This is a genomic window from Shewanella sp. SM73 (genome assembly GCF_025653795.1).
GTDB lineage: Bacteria > Pseudomonadota > Gammaproteobacteria > Enterobacterales > Shewanellaceae > Shewanella > Shewanella oncorhynchi.
On sequence record NZ_JAKKRY010000013.1, the window covers coordinates 47282 to 73589 of the forward strand.

A 26308-nucleotide genomic window follows, 5' to 3' on the forward strand; every position below is an offset into this window, starting at 1 on the left:
AGTTAACGCAATAATTCCAATTGATGGGCTAGGGGAGCACCCGCATCTATGAGCTGGGTGCGAACGCGCAGTTGCTGCATCATGGCGATAAAATCGTTTTGCTGACGCAACTGAATGTCGAGCCAAGCCTGATAACTGTGGCGGGTAAGCACTAAGTCCTCATCCCCATCCCGTACCGGCAAATTAAAGTTGTGCGGTAACGGCAGTGTGCCTTGACGCAGAGGATCGGTAATAAGATAGGCACCCACATCGCAATGACGCTTAAGCTCGGTGAGAGGCGCGATACATTGGGGACTAAAATGGCTGCCATCTGTCACTATCCAAACTAAGGAGCCGGGTTTGGCGATACGTTGTAATCGCTGACAGGCACGCAGGATATGGTCAGGATCGCGCTGGCCAGTGCCAACATGATTGAGCTGATTTTCGTGCACACGGCGCAGGCCTGAGATCAATTGCAATATGCCCTGACGACGGCTGCGGGGTTTGAGCTCTAAATGCTCAGACTCGCATGCGATCAAGGCGCCGAGCCGATCGCCATGGTTAATCGCATTCCAACCTAAGGTGGTCGCAAGGTGTCCTGCTTGCACCGATTGCAGCAATAAACTCGAACCAAAATAGAGGCTTTGGCTCAAGTCGATTAACAATAAAATAGGGCGCTCACGTTCTTCGACAAATAACTTAGTGTGAGTTGTGCCTGTACGAGCGGTAACGCGCCAATCAATGGTGCGCACATCGTCGCCCTGTTGATAGTGGCGCACCTCGGCAAACTCCATACCGCGGCCTTTGATTAAGCTGCTGCGATGGCCCGCTAAGTTAGCGCGGGCACGGCTATAACGCTCTGGCATAGCACGGGCGATATTTTGGCACGCCAGCAGCTCTTGCTCGGTTAAATGCAAGCCATCGGCAAAAAGCGGCAAGCCATCGACTGAGGCTGAGAGTCGCGCTGTGTCACTCATCTTATTTCACCTTTATCTTCACCGTTAAGGTACTGCAACTTGACTTAAGATGTGGTTGATCACGTGATCGCGGCTGACACCTTCGGCCTGTGCTTGGTAGCTGAGTAGGAGTCTATGGCGTAATACATTTGGCGCAACAGCTTGAATGTCTTCCGGTGAAACAAAGTCCCGCTCGTGCAGCCAAGCGCGGGCGCGGGCACAGCGTTCTAATGAAATAGTTGCGCGCGGGCTGACGCCGTACTCAAGCCACTTAGCTAAGTCTTCGCTGTAACGTAAAGGCTCACGGGTCGCCATCACGATTTCGACTATGTACTTTTCGAGCGGCTCGGCAAGATAGATTTCCATGGCTTCGTCACGGGCGGCAAACACATCTGCTTGTGCAATCGGCTCAGTGGTTGGCAATTCGTGGGTAAGCGCTTCTTTGCGGGATTGACGCAGAATTTCGATTTCAGTCTCGCCGCTCGGGTAATCAAGGTTTAAGTGCATCAGAAAACGGTCAAGCTGTGCTTCGGGCAGCGGATAAGTGCCTTCGTTCTCTAATGGGTTTTGGGTGGCCATTACTAAAAACAGCGGTGGAAGTTTATAGCTGTGCTTGCCAACTGTAACTTGACCTTCGGCCATGGCTTCTAATAAGGCTGACTGAACTTTGGCTGGGGCACGGTTAATTTCGTCCGCCAAGATTAAATTGTGGAAAATCGGTCCGGCTTCAAATTCGAAGGTGCCAGTTTGCGAGCGATATATATCTGTACCGGTTAAGTCGGCGGGCAGTAGATCTGGGGTAAATTGAATGCGGTGAAAATCGCCCTCAACCCCGTCACATAAGGCTTTCACTGCACGGGTCTTTGCCAGTCCCGGAGGTCCTTCAACTAATAAGTGGCCATTGGCAATTAAGGCAATGAGCAGATTTTCGGTCAATACTGGCTGCCCTAAAACAACCTTATTTAGGTAAGTGCGTAATGCGTGGAAGCGACTCAAAGGCATGATGCTACTCGTTTTATTATGTTGAAAATACGTGTGTGGGCTATAGACAACAGCTATGGTAAAGAATTCCCTTAGGGTTTGGCTAGTGTTAAAAAAACAAACAGGTGTTTAAAACTTGCTGACAAGAAGTTAGAATCAGATCACACTTTAATGGTCAGACCTGTTATTGGGCGTTTTTCGCCGTAAAACAATGGGTCAAACACGGAAATCGATAGCGCCGCCTGAAATCTCTCAGCGATTGCGCACATAAAGAGGGTGACAAATGAGTGATAGACAACAGGTTACGAACGCCAAGGGTGAACGTATCGCCATTGTAGCGGGTTTAAGAACGCCCTTTGCAAAGCAAGCCACGGCATTCCACGGCGTATCGGCGCTCGATATGGGCAAAATGGTGGTCAATGAATTATTGGCGCGCTCAGAACTCGATCCTAAGCTGATTGAGCAATTAGTCTATGGACAAGTCGTGCAAATGCCGGCTGCACCTAACATTGCCCGTGAAATCGTACTCGGTACTGGCATGAATGTGTCGACCGATGCCTATAGTGTCACTCGCGCCTGTGCAACTAGCTTTCAATCTGCCGTAAACGTGGCTGAATCTATCATGACGGGTAATATCGAAATCGGTATTGCGGGCGGCGCCGACTCTTCCTCTGTATTGCCTATCGGTGTATCGAAAAAATTAGCCCATGCGTTAGTCGATCTGAATAAAGCCCGTAGCTTTGGGCAAAAGTTACAAATTTTCCGCCGTTTAGGTTTAAAGGATTTATTACCTGTGCCGCCTGCGGTGGCAGAGTACTCAACGGGCTTGTCTATGGGACAAACCGCCGAGCAGATGGCAAAAACCTACAATATTAGCCGTGCCGATCAAGATGCCTTAGCGCACCGCTCACATACCTTAGCGAGCGAAACTTGGGCTTCGGGCCATTTGCGTGACGAAGTTATGGTCGCGCATATACCGCCGTATAAGCAGTTTATCGATCGCGATAACAATATCCGCGAAAACTCAGTATTGGAGTCATATGCTAAGTTGCGCCCTGCATTCGACAAACAACACGGTACTGTGACGGCGGCCAATAGTACACCACTGACGGACGGTGCCTCAGCGATTATCCTGATGAGTGAAGGTCGAGCCAAAGCCTTAGGTTATCAACCGATTGGTTACATTAAGAGTTACGCCTTTAGTGCCATTGATGTGTGGCAAGATATGCTGATGGGGCCATCCTACGCGACGCCACTGGCGTTAAAACGTGCTGGAATGGAATTAGAAGATCTTACCCTGATTGAAATGCACGAAGCCTTTGCTGCACAGACATTAGCGAACATGCAGATGTTTGCTTCGAAAAAATTTGCCGAAGAAAAACTCGGCCGCAACCGCGCGATTGGCGAAATCGACATGAGCAAGTTTAACGTGCTCGGTGGCTCGCTCGCTTATGGTCATCCTTTTGCGGCAACGGGAACCCGTTTAATCACCCAAGTGTGTCGTGAGCTTAAGCGCCGTGGTGGTGGAACTGGCTTAACGACGGCTTGTGCGGCCGGTGGTTTGGGTGTGGCTATGATAGTGGAAGTGGAGTAATCGGCATGGAAAAGACCTTTAATTTAACCCGCCGCGACGACGGCATTGCCATTTTGACTATGGATGTTCCTGGCGAAACCATGAACACCCTAAAAGCACAGTTTGGCCCTGAAATCAGTGAGATCCTGGCTGAGATTAAAAGCGATCCTCATATTCGTGGACTCGTGCTGATCTCTGGCAAAAAAGATTCTTTCGTTGCGGGCGCGGATATTTCCATGCTCGATGCCTGTAAAACGGCGAGCGATGCCAAAGCCTTATCCCAGCAAGGGCATGTGGTTTTTAATGAGTTAGAAGCCTTAAAAATTCCTGTAGTGGCGGCAATCCATGGCGCCTGTTTAGGTGGTGGTTTAGAGTTAGCCTTAGCCTGCCATCAAAGGGTATGTAGCGACGATGGTAAAACCATGCTCGGCGTACCGGAAGTTCAACTTGGCTTATTACCTGGAGGCGGTGGGACTCAACGTTTGCCTCGTTTAGTCGGTATTACCACCGCCTTAGACATGATGTTGACCGGTAAACAAATCCGTCCTAAACAAGCCTTGAAAATGGGCTTAGTGAATGATGTTGTACCGCAGACCATTTTGCTGCAAACCGCAGTTGAGATGGCGCTTGCAGGTAAACGTGCACCGAAACCTGTTAAAAAGTCACTCGTTAATCAAGTGCTTGAAGGCACGAGCTTTGGCCGTAACATTATTTTTGATCAAGCGACTAAACAAGTCGAAAAGAAAACCCAAGGTAATTATCCAGCACCAGCCAAGATTATTGACTGCGTGCGTCAAGGGATTGCGAAGGGGATGCAAAAAGGGCTAGAAGTCGAAGCGAGTCACTTTGCTGAATTAGTGGTATCAAAAGAATCTGAAGCGCTGCGCAGTATTTTCTTCGCCACCACTGAAATGAAGAAAGAAACCGGCGCTGAGGGTGCTACACCGCGCAAAGTGAAGAAAGCGGTGATCTTAGGTGGCGGTTTAATGGGCGGAGGCATTGCCTCTGTGACGACTACTAAGGCTAAAATCCCCGTTCGCGTCAAAGACATCAGCGAAAAAGGTTTAAGCAATGCATTAGCCTACGCTTATAAGTTGTTGGATAAAGGGGTAAAGCGCCGCCATATGACGCCTGCTGCCCGTGACAACTTAATGGCGCTGATGACCACAACCACTGAGTATAAAGGCGTTAAAGATGCCGACATCGTTGTGGAAGCGGTATTTGAAGACTTAGCGCTTAAGCATCAAATGGTGAAAGACATTGAGCGTGAGTGTGGTGAGCACACGATTTTTGCGTCAAACACCTCATCTTTGCCGATTAGCCAAATCGCCGAGGCGGCGACGCGTCCTGAAAATGTGATTGGTCTGCATTATTTCTCGCCAGTAGAGAAAATGCCGCTGGTGGAAGTGATTGCCCACGCTAAAACGTCGCCAGAAACCATTGCGACTACTGTCGCATTTGCCCGTAAGCAAGGTAAAACACCGATAGTGGTACAGGATGGCGCGGGTTTCTACGTGAACCGTATTCTTGCGCTCTACATGAACGAGGCCGCGCAATTACTACTCGAAGGCCAAAGTGTTGAGCATTTGGATAAAGCCTTAGTGAAATTTGGCTTCCCTGTGGGACCGATTACTTTACTCGACGAAGTGGGTATCGACGTGGGCGCAAAAATTTCACCGATCCTTGAGAAAGAATTGGGTGAACGTTTTAAAGCGCCAGCCGCATTCGACAAGCTTTTAGGTGACGATCGTAAAGGCCGTAAAAATGGCAAAGGTTTCTATCAATACGGCGCATCGAACAAGAAAGCTAAAGCTGTCGATGAGAGTGTTTATGGCGTGTTAGGCATTAAGCCTGGCACCAATAAAGACGCAAAAGCGGTTGCCGAGCGTTGTGTCGTACAAATGCTCAATGAAGCGGTGCGTTGTTTAGATGATGGTATTATTGCATCGCCAAGAGACGGTGATATTGGCGCCATTTTTGGTATTGGCTTCCCACCATTCCTCGGTGGCCCATTCCATTATATTGACACTTTAGGCGCCGCGAACTTAGTGAAGATTCTTGAAGGTTATCAAAGTCAATTCGGTAACAGATTCGAACCTTGTGAGCGCTTAAAAACCATGGCTCAAGAAAACGCGCACTTTTTCTAAGTTTCAGTGAATCTAAGTCATAGTTAATCTAGGTCTTAGTTAATCAAAATTGAACAAAAAAGCGGCAGTTTGTTGCCGCTTTTTTTATTGCCACAAGGCATGCTTTTGCCTAAAAAATGTTCACATTGGGGATGTGGATCTTGTATAATCCGAGCCCTTTATCGAGAGTTCGGTGTTACCTGTTCTGTACTGAGAGCGTAGCGATGAATGAGTGTTGCTCGTTTATGCATAGTGCGGAAAACTTTTTATCCTGCCGTTAAAATGACGTATTTAACATGTGCATCAATCACCAAGACTACGCGAGTAGCATTCGCATTTTGATGAGGAATTAATTTCTCTACCTTTATGATTTATTTAGTTGTTTTTAAAGAGGTGGTTTGTGGTTTTGCTGGTTATCTTTATCGCATTAATCTCGGCTTGGTACTTCGGCTTAGCTGCATTTACCGCAGGTCTTACTGTTAAGCATTGGGTGCTGCTGGGTTTTGTCCTCGGGCCTCTGGCTTATCCGCTCTTTACGACACACCGCCATTTAGCTTTGAGGAAAATCCGTTGTAGTGAGGAAGAGATATTAAATAGCTAATTTATCAATCTGTTATGTAATTTACATGGCTACATGRCTACATGRCTACATGRCTACATGRCTACATGRCTACATGRCTACATGRCTACATGRCTACATGRCTACATGRCTACATGACTACATGACACATGACTACATGACTATTAGTTAGTACTTTTATATTCACTTAAAACTAAAGGGAGTCAATGCTCCCTTTATTGTTTCTAAGCTGCGCTAACTTAATTAACTATCACTGTACATGAGTTAGACTCATGGCTACAGAACTTAAATTAGTTCCACCAACCTTTTGCTGAAATCACTTCAAGGTGATTCAAGCCTTCAGGCAACTTAACTTTTTTACGCGCTGGCTTGGATAAACCGAGTGCTTTTTTGATTGAATTTAACATAGTCACTCTCCTTAACCTGATTAATGTTATGCAACTTCAGAGTTAATAAATTTAACGTAAGGATGTCCTGCGACTTCGAGAGGTTTGAACTTCACGTAAGGATGCCCAGCGATTTCAAAAGGTTTGAACTTCACGTAAGGATGCCCAGCGATTTCAAAAGGTTTGAACTTCACGTAAGGATGCCCAGCGATTTCAAAAGGTTTGAACTTCACATAAGGATGCCCAGCGATTTCAAAAGGTTTAAACTTCACATATGGATGCCCAGTTACTTCTACTGGAGCAAGTTTAACTGCAGGTTCTTCTGAAGTAATTGACTTAGCTGCTGGTTCTAATTTAGTGCTATCTTCAAGTGCATAAGTATTTACTGCAAAACTAATTGAAGATAATAAAGTAACGGCGGCAAGGATTCCTTTCATCATTCTAATTCTCTCTCAGGGTAGTTGATATTGATTTATTATTGACACTGATAGTGCTATTGCACTTGTTGTGCCAATGTTGTAAGTCGCAATCAAGTTGAGAGTAAATTGATTATGTAATGTTGCTTTTTGTGTTTAGCTTTATCATGTCTTCTTGGAGTAGTAAGGTAAATTCGGTCTCCTTTATGGCCTTACTAAAAATATAGCCTTGAATTTCTTCACAGTTGAGTGCCCGTAAAATGTTCAATTGTGCAGCTTGTTCTACCCCTTCTCCTACAACAGAAAGCCCCATGTTATGGGCGATAGTGATAATAGAATCGACCATTTTGAGATCGCGATCAGACTTATCAATATCGTCAACAAAAGCTTTATCAATTTTTAAAGTATGAATCGGGAAACGTTTTAAGTATGAAAGGGACGAGTATCCAGTGCCGAAATCATCGAGTGCTAAACTAACGCCCATTTTAGCCAGTTGCTGCATGACAATAATAGCCGTTTCCGGCTGTTTAATGACGGTACCTTCAGTTATTTCTAATTCAAGATGACATGCAGGTAGTTTAGTGAGTCTTAATATTGACTCTATTCGCTGTTGAATATCGGGCAGTGCAAATTGACGTGACGATAAATTGACGGCGACTCTGCCGCTGAATATGCCTTGTTCACGCCATTTCTGTGCTGCGAAACAGGCTTTGCGTAAGACTATTTCACCAATTTCAACAATTAAGCCGTTTTCTTCAGCAAGCGGAATAAAATCATTTGGGGGTATCAAGCCATGTACTGGATGATTTAATCTGACTAAAGCCTCCATACCTGCAATTTTACCGCTTTTAAGATCAACCTTAGGTTGATAATAAACTTCAAATAGATCATCTTTTAAGCCTTCACGGATAAGATTTTCTACTTCTAATTGCCTAATTGCATGTTGGTTCAAGGACTCAGAATAAAACTGGTAGCAATTACCTCCCGCAGACTTAGCATGGTACATAGCAATGTCAGCCTTTCTCAGTAATGCTTGCTCGCTTTGTTCATCTTCTGGGAACAGCACTATACCAATACTTAATCCTAGGACTAGCTGTTCATTGCTAACGTCAAATGCAGGTTTTAATCCCTCAATAATACGGTTAGCAATCGCAGCGCTGGCGCTTATATCTGAACCCTTGTCTAATACAATGGCGAATTCATCTCCGCCTAGACGATAAATACTGGTATTTTTAGGAAGTAAGGACTTAATGCGGGTAGCAACGAGCTTTAATAATGCATCCCCAATTTGATGGCCTAAGGAGTCATTAATACGTTTAAAATTATCAAGATCAAGTACCATAAGCGCATGAGCTATTTCTCGATTCACTAGGTTACTTAAGGTCACTTGTAAGTTGGAGCGATTTGGCAGTCCAGTTAAGAGATCGTTATTAGTTAATTTTCTAAGCTCTTCTTCTTGCTGCTTACGTCTTGATATATCAGAAAAAACACCAACATAGTGTGATAATTCGCCTAACTCATCATAGATAGCATCGATAGTGAGCTCCATATGGAAGTGACTGTTATCTCCTCTGGCGGCTTCGACTTCATTTGCCCAGCGACCTTGCTGTTTTAACATGGTTCTGATTTGGGTGGAGAAGGTTTCTGGATATAAATCAAATGTGAGTAAGTTGCCAATAAAGTCATTTCGGTTACGTAATGAAATTTTACAGCAAGCTTCGTTGACTTCGACAAAACGGTATTCGTTGTCGAGGATAAACATACCTTCCGAAATGTTTTCAATTGCTTTTTCAAAGAGTTTTAGTTGTTCTTCCTTTTGTTTAAACTGACTAATATTTTTAATCGTTCCAGTCATTCGCAGGGCATTATCTTTGTCATCCCGCTCTACAATTTTGGCACGGTCTAAGATCCATACCCAATTGTCGTCTTTGCCTTTTACCCTATATGCGGCTTCAAAATGATCTGTTTCACCATAAAAATGCTTATTGAGTGCTTCACGAACACGTTCTTGATCCATAGGATGTATATTACTCTCTTCATCCGATTTACCTGAACGATGTCCATCACGGGGAAATTCAAGTGCTCCCCAAATATTGGAGCGAAAAATGTTGCCAGTTTCTATATCCCAGTCCCACATTTCATCACCGCTTCCCCAAAGGGAAAGTTTTAATCTTTCTTCGCTGAGTACAATCTGTCTTTGTGTTTCTCTACGACGTAGCACCGTTTTTATTACTAGATATGAGATACATAATACAATTGCAGCATAAATAGATTTTGCTTGAAATGATGACCACCAAGGAGGTGTTATAATGACAGCAAGCTCTTTTGTTGCTGCTTTTTCACCGGAAAGTGAGTTAACCGCATAAACTTGAAAGGTATAATTTCCTGGAGATAAGTTTGTATATGTTGCTGAGTTTGTTCCATTTGCAGGTATCCATATATCAGAAAGGCCAAACATCCTATAGTAGTAGTTAGTTGATGAGTCGTCTGACATGGGAGATATAAAGTTGAACGAAAATGGATAGTCAGAGTATTTCAATGATATTTTATTAGATGCTGCGATTGATTGTATTAGATAGTTACTTTCTTGATTTTGAACTATATTAAATACTAAGAAATCTGATATTTCTGTTTTATTTACCTTGCTTTTCTTTACATAGCTTACAACATCTTTAGGTGATACTAGACTAATTCCATTGATCCCCGCAAGTAGAGTGTTACCGTTTATATTAATACCATTTGGAGCATTGTACTCATATTGACTCCCATTTGATGTTTTTAAGGTATAAGATACTTTACTGTTTTTTTCAAAAATAATGACTTCACTTAGTGATGAGGCTGTTATAAAACCATCATTATCTACAATGGCGTAGATCTCTTTATTGTTAGAAAGTATTCTCGAAATTTTTTTACTGGTATCATTATAAAGCATCAGTGATGTTGATGTTCCGAAGTAAATACCATTATCACTTTTTTCGATGCTGTAAGTTATTTCATTGTTTAAGTTTTCTAATAACCCATTTTCATATTTTTTCAGTCCATCTTGTCCGGCTATATATATTAGGTTGTCAGATGTTAACTCTACGTCAAAAATTGGTTCATTCTTTTTTGTATCAATGCTGTTAGTAATTTCACCATTTTTGATGATTAAAACTTTCCCATCAGGTGTGCCAGCAGCAATTGTTAAACTATTTTCATTAATAGAGAGTGATGATATTATATTTTTGCTAATCAACCTGGATGAATCATCTTTCTGTAAAAATAACCCTGCATTAGTACCAAAATAAAGTCCATCATCACTTAGAACTGCGTATTTGTATCCTTGAGTATGAGTGCTGAAACTTTTGATTAGGTTTAAATTTTCATCAAAAAGATTTATTTTTTCAGAGTCAGATGAAACCAGAAAGCCTTTAGTGTTTTTTGTAAGATGCCATGTGCTATCGGTGGTTAAGTTGGTTTTCTGCACTAAATTATTTACTTTTTTTACAATAGTGATGCCTTGATCAATACTTCCTAGTATAAACATATCTTCGGTTGCAAAAAATGAAGATGTTTTATCTGTGCTATCTGTGGCTAGAAGTCCTACAATGCTATTTTTAGAAATATTAACTATATTTTTATTAGTGATACCATAAATAGTGTTTTTGTGTTTCGTGAGTTGAGAAAATACTCGCGGATCAATTTTTACTATTTTATTGTCCTTATACTTATATAGTCCATCACTTAATGATATGAGTAGTGTTGAGTGATCTTCTTGCTCGAAATCAATTGTTTTTTTAGCTATCTCTTTTAATTCATTCTGGGTGAGCTTAAATAACGTACCTGCATAATCTCTTATGTAATAATCGTCGCCTACTTTTATCGTTTTTTTGATTTCACTTAGGCCTTTATTTGAAAGTTCGTATGTTTTTTCTTTGCTATTTATATCTATAATTGCTTTGTTAGTTCCAACAATTAAACTCTTATCACTTGAGTTGAGGCTCCAAACTGGAGAGTTTTTTACCGACAGGCCATAATGAGAAAAGGATTCTTGAAGTTTATCATATACGACTAAGCCACTATCTGTTCCAACATATAAAATGCCTTTATCATCAATAAGTAAACTTTTAATAAAAGAGCTGGGAAGGCCTGTTCTGGTATCATTAGCATAAAAATGCTTAAAGTTTTTCCCATCAAATCGATTTAATCCATTAAATGTTCCTATCCATATATAACCATCATTGTCTTGAACGATAGACGTAACAGTGCTTTGGGAAAGTCCTTCTGGGACACCAAAAGATTGTGATTGGAGAATAATTGGAGATTTATCAGAAAAGGGAGATGCGTTTACGTCTTCGAATGCATGCAAGCTAAAAAAAGCGAGCAAGACGATTTTAAAGAGTGCTTTAGGCATAGTGTTTGTTCTTATTATCCGAGGATGCCATGAAACAATTGTGTTACATCACTTTTCCAGAAAGTGAGCGGTTTGTCAAAGTGGAGTCTGCAGAAAATCCTTTTAACAGCATGTAGATGCAGTAAAATTGTTCAGTGATGAAGTGGTAGAACATGGGCTAGCCATGTTTTACATCAGGATTACGTCCAACACTGAAAGATACGACTATAGTTGGACTGATTTGTAGCGGTTCTGTTTGTTTACCTAACTTTGCTCACAAATGTGTGAGCAAAAGTGTTTTTTGTTTAGAAATTAAACTTTTCTGCCGTTTGCTTAAAAACTTTAAGATCCGTGATCATTTTGTCTGACATCAGCGCGGCTTGGGTTCTGTGTTGTTCACCTGTGCTAAATAACACTAAGCGATCGCTGTGCTTAGTACGCATTTTACGCATCATGAATTTGAGTAAATCAGTGCGGGTGAGCTTAGTGATTTCGTCTACGACGAGTTCTCTTTGGTTAAATTTATAATCTCTATTGCCGACACTGACCCAATAACGTTGACTGCGAGTTTTGAGGTTCGCGTCGTGCTCCATGATTTGATTAATCAGACCTACCTTTGTGCTTTCCCATTCTTCGTTGGTGATTTGCATCACTGCATAATTAAAGTCGGCAATAAACTCGTCGATGGCTTCTAATAAATGCAGGGGCCCAGTTGTGGGTGACTGAATATAGAAAATAAGTCCAGGATGACGATTGAGCGGCAGGTAACCTGTGCCTACCATATAGCCCAACTGTTTTTCAGTACGCAGCTCATGGAAGAAGGTGGACGACATAGTGTGATTCAGTAAGCTAAATAGCGCCATTTTTTCGGGTGTTGCCACGGCAGATTGGTAATACACAATAATTGCGCTATCTTGATGATCTATTGCGAGTTCTCTCAGTAACGTGCCTTGGCCTGTTAAATTCACTAATTCTCTGGTGGACTCGGCGCTCGGCGTCGAAACTAAGGATAAAATGTGCTCTAAACGTTTGCCGAGAGCTTGTGCTTCAGAGACTAACCAATCCCCGTAGACTAACCCTTCAAGATAGATCTTTTCGTAGAAGGCGCGTACATGGTTATGTAAATCTTCTAGGCTAATATCTTCCAACATTTGAGCCATACGTGCTGGTTCATAACTGCTTTTTTGCAGCGTAACAGTCAGGCTAGTAAATAATTGTGAAATCGGTTTAGCCTGTGTTTGATTCTGCCAACTGCGCAGAAGCTGAGATTTTATGAGGGCAAAGCGCTCTTCGGTAAAATTGCGCTCTCTGGCTTTATGGATTAATAGCGCTAATAACGTTTCTTGATTGCCGGTAAAGCCCGATAAATGCAGTGTAATTCCGCCTTGATGCGGATAAATGTTATAGCTTAATCCAGCAACTTCGGCCTGATAGGTTGGCTCGGTGAGATAATCGAGTAGCATTTCAACATATAAGCGGGTGAGGGCGGCATGCCTTGGCGTTTTACTTGCCTGCTCTGAATCCAGCGATAAATACATGTGACCCTTTGGCACATTAAACTCATCATCTTTCTTATGCCAAATGCGGTATCCAGTTGATTCAGCAACTATCACAGGCACGTCAACATCGCTCTTATCCGGACGGGCAATCGAGTCGGCGACAATAAAAGGATTTGCAGCCGGTAGTTGTAATTCAGGGCGAATATTGTTCACTTTCCAACGAGCGAGGGACTGTGGCGCAATTGGGCGGACTTTGTACGGCGTGTGATACCAGTTTGCTTTACGATCCGTTTTAACCGACTGGGCGATAAGCTGCAGGCGCATATTCTGTGGCACCATGAGCTCAAGTAGCTCAATGGTTTCAGGGATATCCAGCCCATCCATCCGATAATCGCCAAAGACCAAGTCTTCGACTTCATAGTGATGCATATTGATACTGAGATGGCTGGCTAAATCGAGTGATTTAACTTGCTCTTGATAACGAAACGCCATTTTGAGCAGGTTTGCACGCTCCAAATAACGCCATTCATCTAAGCCTTGGGTTTTGATAAGTTCAATATACTCAAAACAGCAGCTGATAATTTCATCGAGATTGCCTAGCCCTTTATCGGTTAACTGTAAACCGATACTGTAATCCTTGAAGTTATAACCATTTACACCGCCGCCCGCAGACAAGTTGTTCACTAATCCTTGTTCTTTCAGATACGACAACAGACTGCCATGACTCTCATTGCCTAAAATATGGCTGATATAAGTCAAAGGCTTACGTTTGTAGTAGTGATCAATTCCTGGGAAATTAAAACTGATGCTTAAGCGTTTTTGCTCCTTAAGCGGTACAATATCGATTTGCCTCAACAGTTCTTTTTCTGAAAATAGTGGTACTTGAGGATAGTTTTTCACTAAGTTCAAGTTTCGGATCCCACTAAAATAGTGACAGGCTAAATCTTGTAATTCATCAAGGGAAAGCGGAGCGACTAAGCACAAGGTCATTAAGTTAGCGCTGTAATGGCTTTGATAGAAATCGAGTAATTCACTACGTACCTGTGCCTGTTCTCCGCCTAAGGTGACTAAGTTACCCACGGAAAATTTCGAAAATGGATGCCGTGGGTTGACTGTCTCTTTGAGTACTTGATAGGTTCGACGGATATCATCTTTCAGTTTTAAACTAAATTCAGATTCAATAGCTTGGCGTTCTCTATCGACTAAATCTAAATCAAATTTTGGGGCGATAAAAAATTGGCTGAATCTGTCTAAGGAGTCGGCAAATACTTCTTCATTGATGGTGAAAAAGAAGTTAGTGTGCTCTGTGCCCGTCCAAGCGTTATTGCTGCCGCCATGTTGGTTGATAAAGGCGTGATACTCGCCTGAGTCTGGGAATTTCTCAGTACCTAGAAAGAGCATATGCTCTAAAAAGTGCGCCATGCCGGGTCTATCTGCGGGATCATCAAAATGACCCACGCCAACAGCCATAGATGCGGCAGCTTGGCTAGCATCTTGATCTTCAACCAATAACACCCTGAGCGCATTATCTAATACAAGATAACGATACTGGCGGTGATCATTTGGACTTTTATATATGGACTGAGAGGCTTGCAAAGAGACACTCCGGTAACGATAGCTTGTTATATATTGATAGTCTTAATGGTTTTTAGCAAATATCTCTTGTGTTTATCGACTAAAGATTAAGTCTTGTGAGGTTTGTTGAAACGGATTTTAGGGCTACAATTGGGATAAAACAAAAACAAGTTTGAGTCGCGAGAGAAGTATGCAGCTATTTTTGATGAGACATGGTGACGCCGGATTTAATGCTCAGTCTGATAGAGACAGAACACTGACCGATGTTGGAAGGCACCATACTGTGTTGATGAGCAACTGGCTAGCTCGCAGTGTGGCTGATTTCGATCTTGTTTTAGTTAGTCCTTACTTACGAGCACAGCAAACGTGGCAGGAACTGAGTCAGCATTTTCCTGAGCCACGTAAGTGGCTAGTCGCCGATGATCTTGTGCCTTCTGGCGATCCCGCTAATGTAGCCGCCTTGGTTGTGGCTTATGCTGAGTTATACAAAGCGGATAAAGTACTCGTGATTGCTCACATGCCGTTACTGGGCTACTTAGTCAGTGAGTTAGTGGCTGGCGTTGAGCCGCCATTATTCGCGACGTCAGGCATTACGCTCATTGATAAACATGCCGAGCAAGCCTCAATCGTGTGGCAGCACGCCCCCCATAGTATTAGCTAATCTAGGTTTATATCTCTTTTACAAAACAAACGGCCCACATTAAATGGGCCGTTTGTTTTCGCTAAATAGTAAATGTTAAAGCCTAAGCCGATAGCTAGCTAACGTCTATGCGGCTGCTCGCCAATATCAATCAGCACTAATAACGCCGCATCGCCACCCCATTCTTTAGGCGCTTGATGGAAAGCTTTCACCATAGGATGCTGCACTAACCACATGGGAACTTGTTGTTTCAATATGCCACTGCCATAACCATGCATAATGCAGCAGCACAGGCTTTGCTGTTTAACGCAGGCTTGGATCAGTGCCGCTAACTCAAGTTTGGCTTCTGATTGGCGATAGCCGTGCAAATCCAGCAGTAAATCTGGCTGGTAATCGCCGCGTCTGAGGCGCTTGAGCTCTAAGCTTTCAACACCTTCTTCCAACCAACGCATCGGCCCTTGTACAGGCAGTAGTGGTTGATAAGTATCTGAGAAATAACTGTTAGCATGCAGTTGCTGCTCTTTCAGTTCTATTTCTTGTTTGGTTTTTAAGGGCATGCGAAAGTGTCGCTTATTTTGCGTGATGGGTTTAATTCCATCAATAAGCTTTGAGAACATCGCCAAGCCTTCTTTGTCGTCGTCTTTATTCATGGCGGGTATTCTATTGAATCCTATGGTTTCTGAATAGAGTTCAGTTACAATGTTTGCGAACAAACTAGCGGGAGCACGTTTTGGATAAGATCTTTGTAGATGAAGCTGTGACAGAATTACGTACTATTGGCGATATGTTACGTTGGGCCGTGAGCCGTTTTAACGATGCCAATGTGTATTATGGTCATGGTACTGATAATGCGTGGGATGAAGCCATCGCCTTAGTTTTCCATGCCTTACACTTACCCGAAGAAATCGGTCAGCAAGTGATTTTAAGTAACTTGACCAGCAGTGAAAAGCATAAAATTGTCGAGTTGATCATTCGTCGAGTGAGAGAGCGCTTACCTGTGCCTTACTTGACCAACAAGGCGCGTTTTGCTGGGCTTGAGTTTTACGTCGATGAGCGCGTGTTAGTGCCTCGTTCACCGATTGCCGAAATGATCGCTAACCGTTTTAGCCCTTGGTTATATAACAAGCCAGTCACACGTATTTTAGATTTATGTACTGGCAGCGCTTGTATCGCGATTGCCTGTGCCTATGAATTTGAAGACGCCGAAGTCGATGCGCTGGATATCAGCGAAGATGCCTTAGATGTGGCGCAAATCAATATCGAAACCTTAGGTGTGATGGACAGAGTTTTCCCGATGCAATCGGATCTGTTTTCGGCCATCCCAGAAGGGCCTCAGTATGATTTGATTGTTTCAAACCCACCTTATGTGGATGCTGAAGACATTGGCGACATGCCTGATGAATATCACCATGAGCCAGCCATTGGTTTAGCCTCAGGTCGCGACGGGTTAGATTTAACCAAGCGTATACTCGCCAATGCCGCGCAATACCTCACGCCAACGGGTTTACTCGTAGTCGAAGTCGGTAATTCTATGGTGCATTTGATTGAGCAGTTCCCAGAAGTGCCATTCACTTGGATTAACTTTGAAAATGGCGGCGATGGCGTATTTGTATTGACCCGCGATCAACTGGTCGAAAATCAGTCAGTGTTCGGCATTTATCGCGACGCACAATAGCCTAAGATAGCAAATTAGGTTGAGACTTTTCCCGCTGCCAGTTAGGCTTGCAGCGGGAAAATAAATTGTCCAGTACTCGCTGGACACGGAGCGATGAACAAATAACCTAAGGTGTACAAAGCGGATGTCTGGAAACAGTATTGGTCAAAATTTTGTAGTGACGACGTTTGGTGAGAGTCACGGTGTTGCACTGGGTTGCATTATTGATGGTTGCCCTCCTGGGCTTGAATTAACCGAAGCCGATATGCAGCACGATCTTGACCGCCGTCGTCCTGGGACATCCCGATATACCACGGCACGCCGTGAGCCCGATGAAGTGCGGATTTTATCCGGCGTCTTCGAAGGTAAAACCACGGGCACCTCGATTGGACTCTTGATTGAAAATACCGATCAACGCAGTCAAGATTACTCTAATATCAAAGATTTATTTCGCCCTGGGCACGCCGATTATACCTACCAGCAAAAGTACGGTATGCGTGACTACCGCGGTGGTGGCCGCTCTTCAGCCCGTGAAACTGCGATGCGGGTTGCGGCGGGTGCTGTGGCTAAAAAGTATTTAAAGCAAGTTCACGGTATCGAGATCTACGGCTATATGTCGCAGCTGGGTCCTATTTGTGCGCAGACCATTGATCTTGACCAAATCGAGCAAAATGCCTTTTTCTTCCCCGATGCTAGCAAGCTGGAAGCGCTCGATGAATACATGCGTGAGCTGAAAAAATCCGGTGACTCGATTGGCGCGAAAATCTCCGTTATCGCGACAGGTGTGCCAGTGGGTTTAGGTGAGCCAGTATTTGATAGACTCGATGCCGATATCGCCCACGCTCTGATGGGTATTAATGCCGTCAAAGGTGTTGAGATTGGTGATGGTTTTGGTGTCGTGACGCAAAAGGGCTCCGAAGGGCGTGACTTAATGTCGCCGCAAGGCTTTGAATCTAATCATGCGGGCGGTGTGCTCGGTGGGATTTCGTCGGGTCAGCCGATAATTGCCCATATTGCGTTAAAACCCACCTCCAGCATCAGCGTGCCAGGTCAAAGTATGACGGCACAGGGTGAAATGGCTGAAGTGGTCACTAAAGGTCGTCACGATCCTTGTGTTGGGATCCGCGCGGTACCGATTGCCGAAGCTATGCTTGCCATTGTGTTGATGGATCACTTATTAAGACACAGAGCGCAAAATCAGGATGTACGCAGTCACACGCCCGTTCTCGGAATGAGATAGGGGTATGAGATAGGCGCATGAAATAGCTGGTATGCGATAACGATACAATGAGTAGCATGAGATAAATGGAATGCGTTAATGTCAACTTCTTCTAGCACAAGCCGGCAATTGCGCTGGCTTTGTGCCTGCTATTTTTTCTTCTTTTCTATTCTCGGCACTATGGTCCCTTATCTTGGGGTCTTCTTCGAAAATCGCGGTTTTAATCCTCAAGAAATTGGCTTTTTACTCGCCATCCTGATGGCGACGCGCATCGTTGCGCCGAATGTGTGGGCTAAAGTGGCTGACCGAACGGGGATGCGCGCCGAGCTGATCAAAATGGGCGCGGGAGCCGCCGCGCTGGCGTATTTGAGTTTCTTCTACCATGGTGGTTTTGTGTATATGGCGCTGAGTTTGGCCTTATATACCTTCTTTTGGAATGCAATCCTCGCCCAGCTTGAAGTGATCACCTTAGAAACCTTAGGCGAGAATGCCAGCCGCTACGGTCAAATTCGCAGTTGGGGTAGTGTCGGTTATATTTGTCTTGTTGTCGGTGCGGGCTTTGCCATTGGTCAGTGGGGCACTGAGGTGTTGCCTTATATTGGTTTGTCATTATTTATTGGCATGTTAGCCAGTGCGTTGCCATTACCAGCAAATCGTTTAGTGCGCGACACCAGCCAAGTGCGGCCGCCATTGCAATGGAATCGGGCGATTATTTGGTTCTTAGTCTCGGCGATGTTGCTGCAAATGAGCGCGGGACCTTTCTACGGCTTCTTCGTTTTATATTTAAAGCAAGCGGGTTACTCCGAATCCTCGGCGGGCATATTTGTCGCTCTTGGCGCTATGGCCGAGATCGTGATGTTTATGTTCGCGCCGCGTTTACTCGGCCGCTATGGTGTGAATACCTTATTGATTGTCAGCATCGGCATGACTTGCTTGCGTTGGTTATTGGTTGCCTTTGGGGTAGATAGCGTGTTGTGGCTTGGTTTTAGCCAATTATTACATGCCTTTACCTTTGGTTTAACCCACGCCGCATCGATTCAATTTGTGCATAAACATTTCGATGCGAGTCACAGAAGCCAAGGTCAAGCCCTATACGCCAGTTTAAGTTTTGGGGTTGGCGGCGCGCTCGGTACTTGGATTTGTGGCTTTATTTGGGGCGATGGTAGCGGGGCGGTTTGGTCTTGGGTATTTGCCGCAGTATGCGCCTTTGCCGCTATGCTGGCGGTATTCTTTATCCCTAAGGATAAACCGAGTGTTGTAGCCCATACGGCCTAGTCATATCCATTAAGATAAAAAATATAAAAATCAAAAGATTGTGTTAAGTGAGGTAAAGGTGATTCGGTTTCGTTTAGGGTTAGTTGTCAATCCGTTGGCTGGCTTAGGTGGCAGTGTTGGTCTTAAGGGCAGCGATGGCGTTGCCGAAGAAGCGCTCGCCTTAGGCGCTGAACCCAAAGCCGCCTTGCGTATGATGCAGGCCCTCGAGGTTATCCGTGATTATAGTGATGACATTGAAGTCATTACTGCTTCAGGCATCATGGGTGAAGACGCCGCTAAAACACTCGGTTTTACCACGCGAGTGGTGTATCAAACTCCGGATAAAACTCAGGCACTGGATACGCAGGCCGTTGTGCGTGCGCTGCTGGATGAACCGCTGGATTTACTCCTTTTTGCCGGTGGCGATGGCACGGCCCGCGATGTTTACTCCGTATTTGAACAAGCCACTATCGACGACAAACTCCCTGTGCTCGGTGTGCCTGCTGGGGTGAAAATTCATTCCGGCGTTTACGGCATTACGCCCCATGCGTCTGGCATGGTGGTCAAGATGTTACTCGATGGCGAACTTGTCAGTTTGATGTCCGCCGATGTAATGGATATTGATGAAGTGGCTTTTCGCCAAGGCACAGTGCGCGCTAAACGCTTTGGTGAGCTCTTAGTGCCCGCCGAGCCGCGTTATGTGCAAGCGGTGAAGATGGGCGGTAAGGAAGTCGATGAACTCGTGCTGGCCGATATCGCCGCCGATGTGATCAATCAAATGGAAGATGAACTGTACATCATGGGCTCTGGCAGTACGGTTGCCTTTGTGATGGAAGAGTTAGGCCTCGATAATACCCTGCTCGGTGTTGATCTTATTCAAAATAAAAGTTTAGTCGGCAGTGACTTAACCGCGAACAAATTACTCGAACTGACCCAAGATAAGCCGGCTAAGTTGGTGATCACTCTGATTGGCGGTCAAGGCCATATCTTAGGGCGCGGTAATCAACAATTGTCGCCCGAGCTCATTCGGCGCATCGGAAAAGACAATATTATTATCCTTGCCACAAAAACTAAGCTAAAAGCACTTGATGGACGACCACTAATTGTGGATAGTGGCGACCCTAAATTAGATAGCGAGCTTGGCGGCTATTATAAAGTGACGACGGGCTACCATGATTACGTCATGTATCAGGTGGCCAATCCAGATTTATTGGTCGCAGCAGATGTGTCGGCCAATCCAGTATTAATGGAGAGTTAGACCCATGTTAGAGCATTACGAAGACGCATTAGAACAGTGGATCGCCAGCGTTGTTAGTCATGGTGATGACGATGCTTTGTTTGCCTGTGGCTACTTACAGGGCCATGTGGCCGTAGTGTTGTCCCAATTGGAAGCACAGGGTGAAACGGATCTTGATGCTTTAATGCTAAAAATGACCGACTGTCTAGCACTCGCGCGCCAAGAATTAAATGATGCCGATTATGCCTTGGTTGAACAGGCATGGGCACAGCTGCAGGCAAAGATTATAGGCGAATTGGATGTTGCCTAGCTCCCAGCCGATGACTGACAACGAGCACGTGACTAATACCGAAGTAACGAGTGTAGAAATGCCGAGTGCTGAATTAGCCTGTGAGCAAACGCTCAATGCTAGCGCGGTATTTATCGGTTTAGTGAATCCTAAAACACCCGTTAACGTCGGTGGCATTATGCGCGCATCGGGTTGTTATGGCGTCGATGGCGTATTTTACACTGGCAGGCGCTACGAGTTAGCCGCGCGTTCGGGTGCTGTGCAATACCATGTCGATACTAAAGATGCTGGCGAGCGCATTCCGCTCACGGGCGTCACTTCATTGTTAGCCGCGATTCCGGCGGGCACTCAGCTTATCTGTGTCGATTTGGTGGTGGGCGCAACGCCGCTGCCGGAGTTTGTCCATCCCGCAAAAGCCTTTTATGTGTTTGGTCCTGAAGATGGCACCATTGGGCAAGAGATTATCGATAAGGCTGATGCTGTAGTGTATGTGCCTACGGTCGGTTGTATGAATCTTGCGGCTTCGGTCAATGTGCTGTTATACGACAGATTGGCTAAATCCCACCGTGAGGCTGCAGATCTGACATCGAGCATAGGCGGCGATGCGCTGATCCGCCAGAGTCGTGATAACAACAATCGTACTCGGGTAAAAGTGGCGAGAGAATCGAGAAAGCCCCGACATATTGAGGCTAGCTGTGTAGAGGCTAGCTGTGTAGAGGCTAGCTGTGTAGAGCCTAGCAGTCTTGAACCTAGCAGCAGTGATAACACTATTGTTGTTACTGCCGCTTAAGTGGTTTACAGAAAATAATAAAAAAGGGATTAAAGCTAAGGCATAATCCCTTTTTTTATAGCGCTCAAAAACGTTATTTTTCTAGCGATTGATTGCCTAGAGCACTTTGCCCTTGAGCAATTTTCGCAGCCACATACGATTAGGGTTGAGTTTACACAGAGTTGCTTTATCGAGTGGTATTGGCTCGCCGCAAAGCTGCGCCGCGAGACATTCGGCGGCCAGTGGCCCAGAACTTAATCCCCGTGAGCCTAACCCGCCAAGAATATACAGCCCTTGATGCACGGGTGCTGGCATGGTTTGCCAGTAGTGGCGACTTTCTTTAGTTAGTTGATGTTGCGCATAATCTTTAATAATTTGTGGCACATCGGGCGCGCAGCCCATCATAGGGAAATGATCCCGCGTGACCATACGCACGCCAACGCGAGCATTGTTGCCACTCATGTCGATATCTTCAAGCCAAGGCTGATTGGGATAACTCTCGTGCATTTTGGCGAGATTTTCTTGCTGCTCCTGCGGGCAAAAATCTAAATGCTTAGGTTCTTTAACGTAACTCGCGCCAAGGCAGTGGAGTCCTTGGTGACTCGGGGTTAAATAACCGTTTGCGCACAGTACAGTCGCGAGCTGACTCAATTGAAATTGAGCGGGTACATGGCTGACTTGGCCGCGAAAAGGGCTAATTTGTAATTTGTTGCTGGCATCAAATTGCGTGAGCGCTGCGCCATTGGCGAGCACAAGTTGTGCAAAGGGGCCAAAGCGATGCTTAGCGGTGGTTAAATACCAACCTTCACTTTGATGCTTAATTTCAAGGATCTCAGTCTCCAAATGGAGTTTGACCTCAGTAAGCTGCTGCGCTTTTTGTAGTGCGGCTTCGGCATATTCGTAGGGACAAACCCAGCCAGCCAGCGGATAGAAAAAGCCTGATTTGTCGATATTAATGTTCGCAAGAGAATTGGCCTGCTGCGCATCGACTCGATAGGCAATTTCACTTGGCCAGTTCTGGCTTTGAATAATTTTATCGAGTCGTAATTGGCTGCGTTCATCGTGGGCCGTTTGCAATACCCCGCAAAAATCATGGGAAATCGGCGCTTGATTTGGGGCGGGGACAGATGTCAGCGCCTGTACTCTACGTCGACTAAATAAAAATGCTTGCTGGAAGAAGCGGCTTAATTCATCATTTTCCGGTGTCAGCAGCGGATAAATCGCCCCTTGGCGGTTGCCCGAGGCGCCTTGGCCAAGCTTGGCATCTTTACAAAAGAGCTGCGTACTTTGGCCTCGTTCCGCCAAAGACAGCGCCAAATGCGCCGAGGCTAACCCGCCGCCTATGATGGCAATCGAGCTGGGCGCGTCCGAGGGTAAGATTGCAGCCATAGGATTAAAGGCATAGGCTTTAGCATCTTGCTGGCGTAAGACGTGGCGCTCGTGTAACAAAATGGCATCAGGCTGATGGTTTGTCTGTATTGCAGCGCAGGTAAAATCCCTCTCCTCAAAGCCGCAGGCTTGGAAACGGCTCACAGGAGTTTCGCTTAATCCGCTTGATTCGTTTAATCCAATAGTTGCCACAGTGGCGCCATCGTCACTGAGTTTTGCCATCTGCCAATGGATCTGCTGATTTAACCCATTTTGTAGATGGGGCAATACCAGCCAGTGCTGAACGGGGTGAAGCGGAGAATGGATGAGTGAACAGAGCTGGGATTGAATATCACCAAAGTGCAGGTCGATTGTGGTACGACCGTCATCAAAAATTAATCTCTGACAACCTATAATAGCCGTCGGCTCTGTATGAAGTAAGCGTTGGGCAAGTGGCTCAAGTTCAGGCACTTTGGTTAAACTGGCGGATTGATCCCAAAGTAATTTAAGTTCGTACGCATTAATCGGATTGGGTTCGAATACGTTAAGGAGTAATCGTTGGTTAGGATTCGTCTGAGTGCGCCACCAAGATAAGAGTTCAAGCCCGTTGCCTAAACCAATTTGCCCTAATACTAAGAGTTTTTGCTGTGAATGAGCCTCAAATACCCGCTGCTGATAAATGCTCAACTTGCTGAGATAGTGTGCATCAGTGTGAGCTGTTGCGGGATAAAGGTTGATTAATTGCGGGTAATCGCGCTTAATTTGGCAAGGTTTATTGGGCTCTGCAGTCAAAGAAATTTACTCTCGGTCTCATAATTGGCATTATTTTACTCGCCTTTATGGAAAGCTGACCACTTAATTGAGTCAAAACAGATACTATTGGCTCAGCGAAAAGTAGGTACTGACATGTACACAATGGATAGCAATAAAATGAAAAGAGTCGTGATCACCGGAATGGGTGTTGTTTCAAGTATCGGTAATAACAAGCAAGAAGTGACCGAGTCACTGAAAGCGGGCCGCAGTGGTATTACGCATTCAGCTCAGTTTGAAGAGATGCAATTACGTAGCCATGTATGGGGTGACATCAAGTTAAACCCTGCTGAGCATATCGATCGTAAGGCATTGCGTTTTATGGGTGATGCGGCAGCTTATGCCTACATTGCTATGCAAGAAGCGGTTGCCGATGCCAATTTAACTGAAGAACAGTATTCAGATCCACGCGTAGGTTTGATTGTGGGTACAGGCGGCGCATCATCGTCCAACCAAGTACAATCTGCCGATACATTGCGTGAAAAAGGCGTTAAACGCGTAGGTCCGTATATTGTGCCTCGCATCATGTCGAGCACGGCCAGCGCTTGTTTAGCCACGCCATTTAAAATTAAAGGCATGAATTATTCTATCAGTTCAGCCTGTGCAACTAGCGCCCACTGTATTGGTCACGCCGTTGAACTTATCCAAATGGGTAAGCAAGACATGGTGTTTGCCGGTGGTGCTGAAGAAGTGGATTGGACACTGACCATGGGCTTCGACGCTATGGGCGCACTGTCAACCAAGTACAATGCCACACCCGAAAAAGCCTCTCGTACCTATGATGCAGACCGTGATGGTTTTGTGATTTCTGGCGGCGGCGGTATTTTAGTGGTTGAAGAGTTAGAGCATGCTCTGGCTCGCGGCGCAAAAATTTACGCTGAAGTGATTGGTTATGGCGCGTCTTCAGACGGTTATGACATGGTGGCGCCATCGGGTGAAGGCGCTGTGCGTTGTATGCAAATGGCGATGATGGATGTCGATACCCCAATCGATTACATCAATACTCACGGCACTTCAACGCCAGTGGGCGACGTGCGTGAATTAGAAGCGCTACGTGAAGTTTTCAAAGACAAGTGCCCACCGATTGCATCGACTAAGTCTATGACAGGTCATGCATTAGGCGCCGCAGGCGTACATGAAGCGATTTACAGCTTAATCATGATGGAAAACAGCTTTATTGCTCCAAGCATCAATATCGAAAATCTGGACGAAGCGGCGAAAGATATGCCTATCGTGCGTGAATATCGCGATGCTGAGCTGAATACAGTCATGAGTAACAGCTTTGGTTTTGGCGGTACAAACGCCACGCTAGTGATGCGTAAATTCAAATAAGTTTGTTTATCAAACGCGATAGAAGGGAAGCTTAGGCTTCCCTTTTTTATGGGCGTTTTTTGTAAACCTGTTGCATCGACAAGGATTTATCCCATTAGTCTTGTTAGAATACCGAGCATCTTGATGCCTTCCATTCCCACTTTTTTTAGATCAGGTGCCCATGAAGATTTTAGTCGATGAAAATATGCCCTATGTTGAACCGCTATTTGGCGATCTCGGGGAAATTATTCCTGTTAATGGCCGCACGTTAACCGCAGTGCAAGTGCGCGATGCCGATGTGTTATTAGTGCGCTCAGTCACCAAAGTGAATGCCGAGTTGCTCTCGGACAATCATCAACTGAAGTTTGTCGGCAGTGCCACTATAGGCACAGATCATGTGGATTTAGCCTACCTTGCCGAGCGTAATATCCCCTTCTCTAATGCGCCAGGTTGCAATGCGACTGCGGTTGGGGAATTTGCTTTTATCGCTATGCTGGAGCTAGCACAGCGGTTTGATTCGCCGCTTAAGGGCAAGGTCGTCGGCATAGTGGGCGCGGGTAACACTGGCACTGCAACGGCAAAATGTTTGCAAGCCTATGGTATTAAAGTACTGCTTAACGATCCCATTAAAGCTGCAGAGGGCGATCCGCGTAGTTTTGTGAGTTTAGAGACCATCATGGCGCAGGCCGATATCATCAGTTTACATGTGCCCATCACGCGAACGGGCGAGCATAAAACCAAACATTTGTTCGATGAGGCGCGCTTAAAGGCGCTCAAACCCAATACATGGTTAGTGAATTGCTGCCGCGGTGATGTGATAGATAACAAAGCACTTGTCAGAGCTAAACGCCAGCGTGATGATCTCAAACTTGTACTCGATGTGTGGGAAGGTGAGCCAACACCGATGCCTGAACTCGTACCACTGGCTGAATTTGCCACGCCGCATATTGCAGGTTACAGCTTAGAAGGTAAGGCGCGCGGCACTTTTATGCTCTATCAAAAGCTGTGTCAGTTACTTAATATTGCTGCCGATAAAAGTCTGCTGGATCTCTTGCCAAGCTTTAACATTAAGGCGGTCGAACTTGCGACCGCGCCGAATGAAAAAGCGTTATTACAGCTCGCGCGTTTTGTCTATGATTTGCGCGATGATGACAAGATGTTCAGAAATACATTCTTAAATGAGAATGGCTTCGACACTATGAGAAAAAATCACCAACATAGACGCGAATTTAGTGCATTGGCGCTGGCTTATGACGGTCAATCTGAGGTAGATTGGTTGTCTAATTTAGGTTTTTCAGGAGTCGGTCAGTAGCT

19 protein-coding genes are annotated in these 26308 nt (G+C 45.1%); 12 read left to right on the plus strand and 7 right to left on the minus strand.

From position 1 onward, the window contains the following. Positions 1-2: 2 nt before the first annotated feature. Positions 3-956, minus strand: coding sequence for a DUF58 domain-containing protein (locus tag L5M51_RS16705; RefSeq protein WP_198572767.1), 954 nt, complete (start codon positions 954-956; stop codon positions 3-5). Between the two features lie 24 nt (positions 957-980). After that, a complete protein-coding gene (locus L5M51_RS16710) occupies positions 981-1937 on the minus strand; it encodes an AAA family ATPase (protein ID WP_028761051.1) in 957 nt (318 codons plus the stop codon). 262 nt (positions 1938-2199) lie between these two features. Here L5M51_RS16710 and fadI point away from each other — a divergent pair, with 262 nt between their 5' ends. The 3 genes from fadI (at position 2200) to L5M51_RS16725 (ending at position 6216) form a co-directional block, all read left to right on the plus strand. Beyond that, complete coding sequence (gene fadI, locus L5M51_RS16715) at positions 2200-3510, plus strand: acetyl-CoA C-acyltransferase FadI (protein ID WP_014610833.1); 1311 nt, start codon at positions 2200-2202, stop codon at positions 3508-3510. 5 nt (positions 3511-3515) lie between these two features. Next, complete coding sequence (fadJ, locus tag L5M51_RS16720) at positions 3516-5636, plus strand: fatty acid oxidation complex subunit alpha FadJ (RefSeq protein ID WP_263173811.1); 2121 nt, start codon at positions 3516-3518, stop codon at positions 5634-5636. A 379-nt stretch (positions 5637-6015) separates the two neighbouring features. Continuing rightward, the gene (locus tag L5M51_RS16725; protein WP_263139116.1) at positions 6016-6216 is read left to right on the plus strand and encodes a hypothetical protein; all 201 of its coding nucleotides are present in this window, start codon (positions 6016-6018) and stop codon (positions 6214-6216) included. Between the two features lie 412 nt (positions 6217-6628). On the opposite strand, the gene L5M51_RS16730 is transcribed toward L5M51_RS16725, so the two are convergent. The 3 genes from L5M51_RS16730 to L5M51_RS16740 all read right to left on the minus strand — a co-directional run bounded on the left by L5M51_RS16730 (position 6629) and on the right by L5M51_RS16740 (position 14464). Next, positions 6629-7021, minus strand: a complete 393-nt coding sequence (locus L5M51_RS16730; protein WP_263146195.1) for a hypothetical protein — start codon at positions 7019-7021, stop codon at positions 6629-6631. 109 nt (positions 7022-7130) lie between these two features. Next, positions 7131-11390: an EAL domain-containing protein gene (locus tag L5M51_RS16735; RefSeq protein WP_263173812.1), complete on the minus strand. Its 4260-nt coding sequence runs from the start codon at positions 11388-11390 to the stop codon at positions 7131-7133. A gap of 284 nt (positions 11391-11674) precedes the next feature. Then, a complete protein-coding gene (locus tag L5M51_RS16740; RefSeq protein ID WP_263146199.1) occupies positions 11675-14464 on the minus strand; it encodes an insulinase family protein in 2790 nt (929 codons plus the stop codon). A gap of 169 nt (positions 14465-14633) precedes the next feature. Between L5M51_RS16740 and sixA the strand changes: the two genes are divergently transcribed. After that, positions 14634-15104, plus strand: a complete 471-nt coding sequence (sixA, locus tag L5M51_RS16745; RefSeq protein ID WP_028761045.1) for a phosphohistidine phosphatase SixA — start codon at positions 14634-14636, stop codon at positions 15102-15104. Between the two features lie 98 nt (positions 15105-15202). Here the strand turns inward: sixA and smrB are convergent, their stop codons facing one another. Next, positions 15203-15733: an endonuclease SmrB gene (smrB, locus tag L5M51_RS16750; RefSeq protein ID WP_263146201.1), complete on the minus strand. Its 531-nt coding sequence runs from the start codon at positions 15731-15733 to the stop codon at positions 15203-15205. An 80-nt stretch (positions 15734-15813) separates the two neighbouring features. On the opposite strand from smrB, the gene prmB reads away from it, so the two are divergent. From prmB to L5M51_RS16780, 6 genes are all read left to right on the plus strand, one after another. Beyond that, positions 15814-16758, plus strand: a complete 945-nt coding sequence (gene prmB / locus L5M51_RS16755) for a 50S ribosomal protein L3 N(5)-glutamine methyltransferase (protein WP_011788895.1) — start codon at positions 15814-15816, stop codon at positions 16756-16758. 124 nt (positions 16759-16882) lie between these two features. Further along, on the plus strand, positions 16883-17977 hold the full coding sequence (gene aroC / locus L5M51_RS16760; protein ID WP_028761043.1) for a chorismate synthase: 1095 nt from the start codon (positions 16883-16885) through the stop codon (positions 17975-17977). Between the two features lie 78 nt (positions 17978-18055). Beyond that, positions 18056-19231 carry an MFS transporter gene (locus L5M51_RS16765; RefSeq protein WP_263146205.1) on the plus strand — a complete coding sequence of 392 codons (1176 nt, stop codon included), beginning with the start codon at positions 18056-18058 and terminating at the stop codon, positions 19229-19231. Between the two features lie 58 nt (positions 19232-19289). Next, positions 19290-20468, plus strand: a complete 1179-nt coding sequence (locus tag L5M51_RS16770; RefSeq protein ID WP_263146208.1) for an ATP-NAD kinase family protein — start codon at positions 19290-19292, stop codon at positions 20466-20468. A 4-nt stretch (positions 20469-20472) separates the two neighbouring features. Next, positions 20473-20757 carry a YfcL family protein gene (locus tag L5M51_RS16775; RefSeq protein ID WP_011788898.1) on the plus strand — a complete coding sequence of 95 codons (285 nt, stop codon included), beginning with the start codon at positions 20473-20475 and terminating at the stop codon, positions 20755-20757. Next, positions 20747-21526 carry an RNA methyltransferase gene (locus L5M51_RS16780; protein WP_263173813.1) on the plus strand — a complete coding sequence of 260 codons (780 nt, stop codon included), beginning with the start codon at positions 20747-20749 and terminating at the stop codon, positions 21524-21526. Before L5M51_RS16775 ends, L5M51_RS16780 begins: the two co-directional genes overlap by 11 nt. Positions 21527-21622: 96 nt before the next feature. On the opposite strand, the gene mnmC is transcribed toward L5M51_RS16780, so the two are convergent. Further along, the gene (gene mnmC / locus L5M51_RS16785) at positions 21623-23665 is read right to left on the minus strand and encodes an FAD-dependent 5-carboxymethylaminomethyl-2-thiouridine(34) oxidoreductase MnmC (RefSeq protein WP_263173816.1); all 2043 of its coding nucleotides are present in this window, start codon (positions 23663-23665) and stop codon (positions 21623-21625) included. Positions 23666-23803: 138 nt separating this feature from the next. Between mnmC and fabB the strand changes: the two genes are divergently transcribed. After that, positions 23804-25015 (plus strand): beta-ketoacyl-ACP synthase I, encoded by a 1212-nt coding sequence (gene fabB, locus L5M51_RS16790; RefSeq protein ID WP_041408164.1) that lies wholly within the window; start codon positions 23804-23806, stop codon positions 25013-25015. Between the two features lie 160 nt (positions 25016-25175). Continuing rightward, positions 25176-26306, plus strand: a complete 1131-nt coding sequence (locus tag L5M51_RS16795) for a 4-phosphoerythronate dehydrogenase (RefSeq protein WP_263146223.1) — start codon at positions 25176-25178, stop codon at positions 26304-26306. Positions 26307-26308 lie beyond the last annotated feature (2 nt).